The following is a 14,094-nucleotide window of genomic DNA, read 5'->3' as shown; positions in this document are numbered from 1 at the left end:
AATATCTGCTCCTTATATTATTATATTATATATTGGATTTTTTATTTATTGCTATTTGCTTAAATTGGCGTAATATGACAGTGCCATTTGGTCTAATGTATATTTTTCATCACGTTATCACACTGTCTTGATAGGTTAACTGGGGATAATTGTAGATTTGTTATATTTATTGCAAAACTTATTATACAATTTAATATAATTTAAGTATATAAATTGTACAACAAGGGTAAGTTTATATATTATCGAAAACTAAAATAAATATGATCACCAAATGCTAACTTTAGGCATTTGGACTGGGAGGTTAAATTTATTAAATCAAAAATATTAGTGGTTTGTATGCTATTATTGGCCCTAGTTACGCTATCAACGGCTGTAGCTAGCGATGTTGATGATACGATTACAAACACAAATGGTGGAAATCTGACGGTTCAATCGGACACGGTAGATTCCGTTAGTGATAATTTAAATGATGATAATTCGAATAAAGAACAAAGTACTGAAAGTGAAATGCTTTCGGCCAGTTCTGATGAAGGAAACGGACTGCTTTCGGCCAGTTCTGATGAGGAAAAATTGACAGGCACATCAGGACAGTTATCTGATTTGATAGCTTATGAATATTCATATCTGGAATTGGATGATGACTATTCACTGACATATACTGTTAGCATATCTGGTAAAAATGATTTTGTTATAGATGGTAAAAACCATATAATTGATGGAAACGGATTATGCAGAATTTTTAATATAGATAATACTTGTATTAATATAACCTTTAAAAATATTGTATTTAAAAATGCTGGAAATTCAGCAATTTATTTTGCCCATCTAGCTAATGATCTGTATTCAAATTTTACATTTGAAAACTGTACTTTTATTGATAATTATGCTCCCATGTACGGTGGTGCAATCAGAGCTAATTTTAATAATAATCGTGGATTGTATGGTGAAATAAACCTTATTAACAGTAAGTTTATTGGAAATAGTGCTGAAAGGGGTGGTGGAGTTGTTTATGCTCGTAATGCTAATAATAAATATACTTATATTTATGTAACCAATTGTACTTTCACCAATAACTCCGTAACTACTAATAATGAAGGTGCTATTAGTGGAGGAGTATTCCATACTTACAATTGTGTAGACTTGTACATTAAATCTTCAATATTCACAGGTAACTCTGCTGTGGGATCTGGTGGTGTAATGAGGTCCTCTGGAGTGGTGGATATTGATAATTGTGAATTCTATTCAAATGAAGCTGGAGACGATGGTGGATGTATATTTATGGGTAATACTGTAGGTACCCTTACTGTGACCAATTCCAAATTTGAAGATAATTATGCTAGAAGATGGGGTGGTGTAGTTATGGGTTATGGTTACAGGTTTGAAACATGTACATTTAACAATAATAAGGTTAACACTTCCCTTTCTGCCAGTGGTAAAAGTAACACCGGACGTGGTGGAGTAATGTGTTCTAGAGAGGGTATTGCAAGTGTGATTGTTGATTGTAATTTTACAAATAATATTGCTCAGGAAGGTGGAGCAATCTGTATGGAAGAAAGAGCTCCAGGAATAACTATTTCAGGGTCTACTTTCAATAACAATCAGGCGACTTTAAAAGGTGGGGCACTTTACACTTCAGTGGTAAATCTTGCGACTATATCAACTTCCACTTTTGAAAGTAACTCAGCTAATTATGGTGGAGCAGTATGGTCAAGTAATGATGATGCTTCAAAACCTAATGGTAGAGTAATTATCCAGTCTTCAGAATTCAAATCCAACACCGCAAATATTCAAGGAGGGGCCTTATACTTGAACACTCCTTCAAATGAAGTAGTTGATTCTCAATTTAGACTTAATACAGCTCCTATCGCTGGTGCTATATATTGGAATGGAAATAATGGTAAGGTTCAAGGTTCAACTTTTGAATCAAATTTAGGATTAAACGGTTCTTCTATTTATTGGGCATATGATAATGGTAATGTGATCAACTCTAAGTTTAAGGACACACCTACCTCTGCGGGTTCAGTTTACTGGTATGGGGCTAATGGTGCAATAAGTGGTTCTACTTTCGAAGGAATTAATCCAGTTTATATTAGCAAACATGCTACTGGAGTTGCTTTGACATCCAACACCCAGTTTTCAAATTCCTATGACGGATCTTCAGTCTATCTTGAAGGTACCGCTTCATTTGATTCAAACAATTTCATGAATGCTATATATAATTATGGGGTTATTCAATCACAAACTTATGTTGTCACATTAAACAACAATACCCTTGTAACCAATGTCAATTCATTGCCTGTTTTCACACGTATTGAGGACGATAACGGTAACCCAATTAAAATTAAAGAAAACATGACCATATTCTATGATTCAAATAATCAGTTAAGCACAACATTCAATCACACTGATTATATATCTTCAGTCAGTAATTTAGCTATTGGATTGCATAATTTCACTGCTAGTGGATATAATAGTGCTAATTTCAATAATATGGCTCTTAAAAATGGTGCAATTTTATACTTGGTCATGAATCTTACAGTAAATCAAACCAATTATGGTGAAAAGGTTGTATTTACAACAACTTTAGTCAATACCACATTAAATGGTACCATTGGTTTGGATATTAATGAAATTCATTATGATGTTCCTCTGGTTAATGGTGTTGCTGTATTGACATTATATAATATGGCACCTAATGAGTATGTTGTTACTGCAACATATTTGGAATACAATCAGACATTACTAACTAATATTACTATTGATGTTCAATTACGTAATAGTACAATTAATGTAACTGCTAATAATATTACCTATGGTGGAATAGTTACTATAAACATTAATGTAACTAAAGGTGCAGCTGGTACAGTATTTGTATTTGTTGACAATAAGATGTATACTGTAAAACTAACTAACAGTGTTGGTCAACTTAATCTTGTTGGTCTTACTGGTGGGGAGTATAATGTATTTGCAGTATATAATGGTGATGTAAACTTTAATGGTAATTATAATACTACTACATTTACTGTTAAAAAGTTTAATTCCACTGTAACTATTAATGCTACTGATGTTGACTTTGGTCAAACTGCTGTTATACAGGTTCACTTACCAAGTGATGCAAATGGTACAACAGTAGTTTATGTAGATAGTACTCCATATACATTTACAAAACAACCAATAACTGTTACAATTGCTAATCTTACTACTGGTAACCATACTGTAAGAGTATTGTATGATGGTAATGATAAGTACTTACCTAATAGTAATAGTACAGTATTCGAAGTACGTAAGATACAAATTACTCCTGCTATTACAGCTCCTAATATTAAGGTAGGTGAAAATGCAACTATTACAGTCGACCTTAAAGGCGCTACCAATGCAACAGGTATGGTACTTTTAACAGTTAATAATATGAATTATTATGTTAATGCAAACAAGACCAAAGCTACTTTCATTATAAGTAATCTTCCATATGGAAAATATAACGTAACTGCCACATATTTGGAAGATGATATATATTACACTGCCACTACTAACGCATCTTTCAAAGTTGACTATGTGGAAATCGATCCAACATTTACTTATTCAGTAGATGATGACTTGAATGTTATTGCAAATGTGACTGTTCCAAGTGATGCAAACGGTGACATTATAATTGAGGTTGATGGTAAAAACTACACTTCAGATATTGTAAAAGGTAAATTCAGTGTACCAATTAATGGTTTAGAAGGTGGAGAATATCCTGTTAAAATCTACTTCGCAAATGATACCAAATATCTTGCAGTAAATAAAACTGATAGAATAGTTTTAAATAAAGTCAAACCTACACTTCACATTGACTCAGAACACATCTACGTTGGCGATAATGCTACAATTACAGTGCGTCTCCCAAGTGATGCAACAGGTAATGTGACAATAACCATTAACAATAATAATTATACTAAGGCTCTTGTAAGTGGAAGTGCCGAATTTAATGTATCAGGTTTGCCTCATGGTAATTATACCGTTGTTGCAAATTACGCAGGTGACAGAAAATATTTAGCAGATGTAGAGGATGAAGTGTTAATTGTTAGAAAAGTAGACCCTAACCCTTATTCATATATTCGTGTTGATGATATTTTTGTAGGTGAAATTGCAACATTTAACATTACAATGCCAAGTGATTTAACCGCAAAGATCAATTTGACTGTACAGGGCATTACACATGTTGTTGACATTATAAATGGTTCTGGACAAATCAACATCTCCGATCTAAAATGGGGCCTTCCAGTTCCAGTTCACGCATCATTCTTGGGTAATGATAAGTATCTCGGATGTGAAAGGGATTATACTAGATTCTCAGTTCACAGGATTACAAACTATCCGATTAACATAACTGCTACTACAAATTCAACTAGTGCTAATATTACTGTCATATTGCCGAGTGATGCAAATGGTATAGGTAATATTACAATTGACAATAGGGTTTTCCCAGTCACTTATGTTAACGGTAAAGCGAATGTCACTGTTGATGGATTAGTCTCCGGTCATCAGTATGTGGTTGATGCACACTTTGCAGGTGATGATAAATACACCGCAGGTAGTGCAAGTAGAACATTAAACAGTAATAAAACATTGGATTATAATTTCACAGCTGCTGCTAAGGATATTGTTGTTGGTCAAACCGCATATATTAATGTTTACCTGCCAAACATTACCAATGGAACAATAACAATCAGGGTTCCTGGAAGGGATTCATATACTATAAATGTTAATGAGACATTTGTTAATGGAACCTATGATCTCCCAGTCTATAACTTGGCGGCTGGATCATACACTTGTTATGTAACATATAATGGTAATGACATGTATGAATCAAGTACTAGGTCAGGTACACTTGTGGTTTCTAAAATCAACACTTCTCCGGGCATCAACTTTAATACCACTTACGTGGGTCAAAATCTTACTATTCAGGTTACTTTGCCTAGTGATTCAAATGGTACTGTGAATATTACAATTGATGGTAAGGTTTATAATGCTACCGTGGTTAACGGAACTGCTTATGTTAATGTTCCGGGATTGGCTGCTGATACATATGAGGCCAGTTTATTCTATAGTGGTAATGAGAAATATAATAATCGTACCCAAAAATTCCCAGTGACAATTTTAAAAGTCCGTGACTTCCTATTTGACCTTGGAACTATTAACATTAAAGTTGGGGATAATGAAACAATTACCATTAGATTGCCTTCAGACATTGACGTAAATGTAACAATCACTATACCTGGTACTACTTATATTAATAAAGTTATTCAATTAACCAATGGTACTGCCACATTCAATGCAACAGGATTAAAAGTTGGAAGATATAATGTAACCGCAAGTATCAAGGGTAGTGCAAAATATATTGATTACTCTGTAACTAGATATTTCACTGTTTCACCTATTGAGGATTACTTATTCAAATTGCAAGATGTAAACACAACAATTGTTAGGGACAATATCATTTTCGTATTGAATTTACCTGAAGATGCAACAGGTAACGCAACCGTATCCATCTTTGGTCAAAACTACACTGGTGAAGTTAAAAACGGTGTTGCTACAATCAAAGTGCCTACTACTGCACAAGGTAATTACCCATTCACAATCAGCTTTGTAGAAGAAGGAAAATACGTTTACAAATCACATTCAGGATATGCATTTGTTGTCAAAACAAATCCTAATATGAACTTGGTATATAATGCTAGTGTAAATGTTGATGATAATGTCACAATCACTTTCGTTCTTGATAAGGACGCAACTGGAAATGTATCTGTAACCAGCCGTGGTGTAACATACACTGCTAAATTGGTTAATGGTTCTGCTAATGTGACTATTGAGGGGTATCCTGTGGCTTCTGCATATTCTCCACATATATCCTACACTGGTGATGATAAATATAATCTTTACTCAGATACTATCAAGATTACTGCTCATAAAGTTAGTGATTATAATATTACTGTGAATGTTTCCAATATCACTGTTGATGATGTGGAATTGGTTAATATTTCTATTCCAAGTGATGCAACTGAGGACGTGCTGGTATCTGGAAACTTCTCAAACAACATATATTCTGTAAAACTCAACAATGGAAATGCAACATTCATAATTAAAGATTTACCTGCTGGAACTTACTTCATTAATATAAGATACCAAGGATATCAAAAATATGAGGATAAGAACATAACTAAAATATTTAGAGTAGATAAGGTTGTTCCTCCTATAGCAATCGAATTTGTGAACAATGACACTATTGTTGTTAGATTGCCTGAGCTTGCTAATGGTCTTGCAAACATAACTGTTGGTAATGGTTTAATCAAAACTCAAATCAACATTACTAATGGTGTGGGATCATTAAATATAAGCGGTATTCGTCCGGGCACTTACAATGTTAGTGCTACTTTCTTAGGTGGTGCAAGATACTTACAAAACAGTACAAGCATTACAATTACAATTCCAAAAATTAAAGATTACATTTTACCTATTACCGTTAAGGACATTACAGTTGGCGAAAATGCTACAATAACTATTGAGGCTCCTTATAATGCTACCGGTAAAATGAATTTAACAATCAATGGCGGAAGCGTAATTGAAGTTCAAATTATTAACGGTGTTGCTACATATAACGCAACTAAATTGGCTGTGGGCAATTACACTGTTGTAGTGAGCTATGCCGATGATGAATATGTATATAAAACAAACTCATCTAAATTCCAAGTTAACAAGATTGAAACTGTTATTAATAAGGTAATCACTGGTAATTCAACCAGCATAACAGTAAATGTGAACTTAACTGAAAGTGTATATGGTGGTAATTTAACAATCAATATTGATGGAACTCCAGTTGTATTCAAGGACATTACTTCAAACATAATAAATTTAACCGTTCCAGCTATTCCGGGTGAACACGTAGTATTCATTGAATATTCTGGTGATGAAAATCATACATATAAATATGATTTCTCCACTATCCAAACTTACAGAATAAGTGATTATTCATTAACTGTTGACGCAACTGATGTAATAACCGTTTTAGATAATAATACTGTAATTGTAACCATTACAAAAGGAATCGAAGGTGAAGTAAATATCTATATTAACGGTGAATTATATGAAGAAACTGCAGTTATAAATTCCACAACCGGAAAAGCAACACTGGTACTGGACAGATTGCCTAGTGGCAATTACACAATTGGTGCAAGTTTCTCAAGTGTTTACTATGAATTAAAAGAAAACACTACTGAGTTTACTGTTATTAAGTTGAACACAACAATCAGCATTAATGTTACTAACATAACTAAGGATTTAACTGAAATTATCAATGTAACTGTAAACAAGAATGCTACAGGTTATGTTGAAATCTTTGTAAATAATGTAACATTCAGAGTAAAAGTAGAAAATGGAACTGCTATATTGACCAGATCCAATTTGGATGATAAAGTATATAATGTAACTGCAACCTACATTGGTGATGATTACTTCTATTCAAACACAACCAATGCAAGTTTCACAGTTTCAAAAATCCCTGTCAACATTACAATCACTGCTAACAACATAGTCATAGGTCAGGAAGCTAACTTCACTATTACAACTTCAAGACCAATAACCGATCTAGTGACTGTAAGAATCGACAATAGGAATTACACTGCTGTTGTCTATAATGGTGTAGGTAACTTAATAGTTCTTGGACAAAATCTTGGTGTACACAATGTTACTGTATTCTATGCCGGTGATAACAATTACTTGCCTGCAAATGATACAATAAATGTCACTGTACATGACAAGCTTCCAACTTCCATTGTAGCTAATGTGACCAACATTACTGTTGGAGACAAGGTGACAATTTATGTAAATGTTACTGGTGCACAAAACGGTACTGTGACTATCTACATGTTGGGTAATCCGATTACTGCAAACGTTGTAAACGGAACCGCTAATTTCACATACTCCAATTTAGCAGCACGTGATTATCACTTTACTGTATCATATAATGAAAATACATACTATAAATCAAGCAACACTACTGGAGACTTTACTGTATTCAAAAAACTTGCTCCAATCAGTGCTACTGTAACCAACGCTACTGTAGGGGATGTTGAATACATTAATGTTTACTTGCCTGAAAACGCTACTGGTAACATTTTGCTTTCTGTAAACGGATCCAATTATTACTCACCTGTTAAAGATGGTGTGGCTAAATTCAATGTAACTGGTTTAGCTATTGGTAATCACACTGCGTTTATTACATTCAGAGGTGATGATAACTATCTTTCAAACACAACTGAAGTTAATATTACAACCACTAAACGTGATTTAACAATAAACATTACTTCAAACAAACCTGTTATTGTCATTGGTCATCCAGTAGTATTTACAATTGAAACATCAGTCAATATTACTGAAGTGGTAACTGTTAAAATTATTGATCAAGTTACTGGAGCTGAAATACTCAGCAATAATACATTCGTTGAAAATGGTAAAGGTACTTACACTGTTTACGGTTTAGCTTCTGGAAACTACACTGCAAAAGTCATATTTAATGGTAATTCTCAATATGATGCAAAAACTAATAACACTACATTTAGAGTTTCATCTAAATCTCCTACCAGTTTGAATGTTAGTGTTGCTAATATCACTCTTGGTGAGGATGCTGTTATTTATGTGAATGTTACTGATTTGGATGGTAATTTAATCAATACCGGTAAGGTTGCCTTAATCATTGCGGGTAGACCTCAAACCAAGGATGTTGTTGACGGTAAGGTTAACTTCACTGTAACTGATTTAGTCGCTCGTGATTATCACGTAACTGCAACATATCTTGAAAACAATGATTATCTGTCAAATTCAACAAGCACAGACTTTACAGTATTTAGAAAAGATTCAACAATTAAGATTAATGTAACTGACATTAATGTAGGTCAAAATGAAACTATTAAGATTAATGTAACCTCAGGTGCAACTGGTATTGTCCTGATTGACATTGCCGGTATACAGGTATATGCAATACTCAACAACAGTTATGTGGAAGTTTTATTCGATGATTTAGGTATCGGAGAATATAACGTTACTGCAACTTACATGGGTGATGGCAACTACTTTAACAGCACAACTAATGCTTCATTTAAAGTAACAAAACTTGACACATCAATCATAATCAAAGGATCTAACATTACTGTTGTACAAACCGAAACATTCAACATTACAACTTCAGCTAACATTACCTCTGTTGTCTTTGTTGAAATCAACGGTACAAACTACACTTCATTCATTGAAAACGGTAAAGGTACATTCACTGTCCCTACTGCTTTGGCTGAAGGAAACTACACAGTATATGTATACTTCCCAGGTAACGACAAATATGGTAAAGTGCAAAACTCAACTGATATAACAGTATCTGCTAAAAAACCTTCCCAGGTTACTGTAAATGTTACCAGCATCACTGTTGGTGACAAAGCAACAATTTATGTGAATGTCACTGAAGGTACAACCGGAACTGTTGCTATCTCAATTGCAGGTAACGTATATTCCGTATTGTTAAACAACAGCAGAGCAAGTATCACACTTGAGAATCTGACAGCACGTAACTATCATGTATCCGCTATCTACCTGGGTGATGATTACTACTTATCAAGCAATGGTACAGCGGACTTTGTTGTAAACAAGAAAGCATCACAAATTAATGTGACTGCAACCGACACTACTGTTGACAATAAGACTACAATCAGCATTGAAATAACCAACGGAACAACTGGTGTTGTATTGATTGACATTAACGGCACTGATTACTTTGCAAACATTACAAACGGTGTTGCAAAACTTGTTGTAAATAACCTTGCTGTTGGAAACTACACAGTAAACGTTTCTTACAATGGTGATGCTAACTATCTTGCATCCTCAAATTCAACCAAGTTCAAAGTTTCCAAGTTCAACTCTGAAATAACTGTTGAAGTAATGGGTCCTGAAAAGGTTGCACAAGGAAGTGATGTCCAAATCAAGGTAACCGGTCCTAAAGATGTAACCGGTGTTGCTACTGTAATTGTAAGAGGCGACACAGGCAGCAAAACCTACACCGTATACATCAACAACGGTGAAGGCTTATTGACTATCTCAAAACCTAACGTTGCACACTACACTGTTTCTGCAGTCTATCAGGAAAACTATAAATACCTCTCAAATTACTCAAACTATGACGAATTTGAAGTATATGCAAACGGTAGCAGTTTGGATGTAAACACACACAACATCCTTGTAGGTGAAAATGAGACAATTATCATTACAGTCGCTGGTGATTATGATGGTCAAATCGTAAACATTACAATCGATGGAACAATCAAATTGACTGCAGCTTTAGTATATAATGCAACTGGAAACTCCAGTTCACTTACATATAACTACACTGGCAGATTGAGTTCAGGTATCCATCAGGTTGATGCTGCTTTCACAGCACAAGAGGGTGAAAAGATTATCACTCATTCCGGATCTTCAACATTCATCGTATCCAAGAACGATTCAGCTGTGGTAATTTCCCCAATATCAAACATTAAAGTGGGTGAGAACAACACAATTGAACTTACATTGTTCCCAAGTGATGCTACAGGAACTGTGGATGTTTACGTAAACGGTGAAAAACATACCTTGAATGTAACCGACCTTACATTAAAACTTGCCGGTTTGTCCGCTGGTCACTACGTTGTTCAGGCAATGTATTCCGGTGATGACAAATACTATTCATCAAGTGATGAAGCAGAATTTGATGTTTTCAAAAATAATATCACAATAAAACTTGAAGTTAAAGATATCAAAGTTGGTGAAACCCAATACTTGAATGTAACTCTTGAAAGCGATGCTAAAGGTTATGTCTTAATTGACATCAACGGTACTCAGTTCTATGCTGAAATCAAAGATGGTGTTGCTAGCGTCAATATCACTGACTTTGCTATAGGTTCATATGACGTAACCGCAGTATTCATCGGTGATGATAAGTATTACGAAAACTCAACAACCGACAGATTTGATGTAACTAAACTCAACACTACAATTGAGATTAAATCAACAAACATTATTGTAGGTCAGACTGAAGTGTTCACAATTACCACTTCAGCTAACTTGACAGAAGTTGTCTACATTGAAATTGATGGTGTAAACTACACTGCATTCATTAAAGATGGTAAAGGAAACTTCTCCAAATCCGGCTTAGCTGTAGGTCCTTACACTGCTTATGTATACTTCCCAGGTAACACTAAGTATGGTGCTGTCAACAATAAGACTACATTCACAGTACGTGCCAAAACACCTACTGCAATCAATGTAACTGTAGCAGACATTACTGTCGGAGAAAACATTACAGTTTATGTGAATGCGACTGAAGGCATCAATGGTCCTGTATATGTAACCATTGGTGGTGTTGCATACACCTATGATCTTGTAAATGGTAGAGTCAGCTTCAATGTATCAGGTCTTGCTGCACGTGATTATGTTGTATCCGCATTCTTCATGGGTAACGATGAATTTGAATTGTGCAATACAACATCCAACTTCACAGTACACAAGAAAAACACTCCAATCAGCATGAACGTATCAGACATCAATGTTGGTGACACTGAAATCATTAACGTGACTGTCGATTCAAATGCTACAGGAAATGTTTTAATCAGTATTGGAAGCATTCATGTATATGCAGAACTGGAAAACGGAGTTGCAAGTGTAAACATTACCGGTTTAAGTGTAGGTAAACACAATGTTACCGTAACATATGTCGGTGACAACAACTATAACCCTAACGCTACCAACAGTTCATTTGAAGTGTCCAAGCTCACAACTTCAATAACCATTGAAACAAATAATGTCTATGTTGGTCAGCCTGTGGAATTCACAATCAAGACTTCAGCAAACTTCACTGAGGTTGTAACTGTAACCATTGGTGACAAGACATATCACACATTCGTTCAAAACGGTACAGGTAGTTTAGTTGTTTATGACTTAGTGGCTGACACATACACAGCTACAGTCAAATTCCCAGGTAACACTCAATATGATGAAGCAGAAAACCATACTGACTTCGAGGTATATGCTAAAAAGTCATCTGAGGTAACAGTAAATGTTGAAAGCATTACTGTAGGCGAAAACGCTACAGTCAAAGTCAACATAACCAAGGGAGCAACAGGTAATGTAACAATTGTCATTGCAGGTCATGAATACACCAAAGCAGTCGACAATGCTACAGGTGAAGTAACATTTGAAATCAAGGATTTAACTGCACGTAATTATGAAGTGACAGCAATCTATCATGGAGACGTTGTCTATTCAGGCAGTTCAAACAAGGATACATTCACCGTATCCAAACTTGCATCTAAAGTTGATTTGGAAGTTGAAAATATCAATGTAGGAAGCACCGAATACATCAATGTTACAGTAACTCCTGGAACTACCGGTGTTGTACTGATTAACATCAGCGGTACCTGTTACTATGCAGAACTTAAAGACAGTAAGGCTAACTTCACAATCTCCGGTTTATCTGCTGGTAATTATGAAGCTAAAGTAACATACATGGGTGACGCTAAATACGAAGGAAATGTTTCCTCAAAAACATTCATTGTACAGCCGGAAATTACATTGACTCCTGGTGAAAATGACGGTGACAAAACACCGATTACTGTGGATGTTGGCGATAAGAACGCTACAGGTAATGTAACTGTTATCATTGACGGTGTTCCATACGATGCTAAAGTTGAAAACGGAACCGCAACAGTATATGTTGACGGAAATAATCCTGGTTCCAAAAACGCTACTGTAATCTACACTCCTGAAGGTAAGGATCCTATTGAACAAAACGTCAGTGTTGATATTCCTAAAGTAAGTGAATATCCACTTGATATTGAAGTTACAAATGTTGATAAGGCTAACGGAACAGCTACAATTAAAGTTCAAGCTCCAAAAGATGCTACAGGTAATGCAACCATTAAGGTTGGTGACCAAGTAATACCTGTAACACTTGATGAGAACGGAACTGCGATTGTTACTGTTAATAATATTCCTGTAGGTTCACACGACATTGATGTAACCTACAACGGTGACGACAAGTATGTATCAAAATCCAACAGGACTCATGTAAACATGCCTATCAACTTGCCTACCGTAAATGTTGTTGATCACCTTGTAAGAGGTTGGAACAGTCAATTCGATTATGAGGCTGTATTTACCAATGAATTCGGTGAAGTGTTAGTCAATACAACCGTTCAATTTATTGTAAACGGTAAAACATACTCTGTAAAAACCGAAACTCACGGTATTGCAAAACTGTCTGAAACATTGCCTATCGGCGAATACACAGTCACTTCAGTCAACCCTGTTACTGGTGAAAAGGTCACCAAAAAACTAAGCATCGTTAAAAGAATTATCCAAAACAAGGATTTAACCATGGACTTCAAGGACGGTTCTCACTGGGATGTATTGGTAATTGGTGATGACGGTAAACCTGTAGGTGAAGGGGAAATCATTGATATCTATGTAAACACTATTCATTATGTTGCAAAAACAGATAAGAACGGTTATGCAAAATTAGCTATCAACTTGAATCCTAAATCCTACAAGATATCTGCAGAATATAAAAAATACAAAGTTATCAATAAACTTAAAGTTAAACAAACCTTTAAATTGGTCAAAAAGATCGTTTCAGTTAAGAAAGGTAAGAAATTAGTCCTTCAAGCTAAACTCAAATGGTCCAACGGTAAGCCTATTAAAGGTAAAGTCATTAAATTCAAATTTAAAGACAAAACCTATAAGGCTAAAACCAATTCCAAAGGTATTGCTAAAGTTACTATCAAACCTAAAGTTACTAAAAAACTTAAGAAAGGTAAAAAGTACGCATATTCTGCAAAATACATAACAAACAATCTTAAGGGAAAAGTTAAAGTTAGATAAATAGGGGATTAAAAATAATCTCTTATTTTATTTTTCTTATTTTTTTACATCACATTTTAATTAAACCAAGCTATTTTTATCTTACAACTTTCCAATTAAACTTTTATTATATTGAGTATAATTTCAATTATTTCAATACTTCTAATTGAGTTTCCAATA

General features: G+C 34.6%; 1 protein-coding gene. It reads left to right on the top strand.

The window, feature by feature from the left end; genetic code table 11:
• Window positions 1-336: 336 nt before the first annotated feature.
• Window positions 337-13,935 (top strand): Ig-like domain repeat protein, encoded by a 13,599-nt coding sequence (locus QZV03_RS01295; protein WP_296873902.1) that lies wholly within the window; start codon window positions 337-339, stop codon window positions 13,933-13,935.
• Window positions 13,936-14,094: the final 159 nt, after the last annotated feature.

The organism is uncultured Methanobrevibacter sp. (assembly GCF_902788255.1).
Lineage (GTDB): Archaea > Methanobacteriota > Methanobacteria > Methanobacteriales > Methanobacteriaceae > Methanocatella.
The sequence above is the reverse complement of the archived record's forward strand: the minus strand, read 5'-3'. Positions and strand labels throughout refer to the sequence as shown.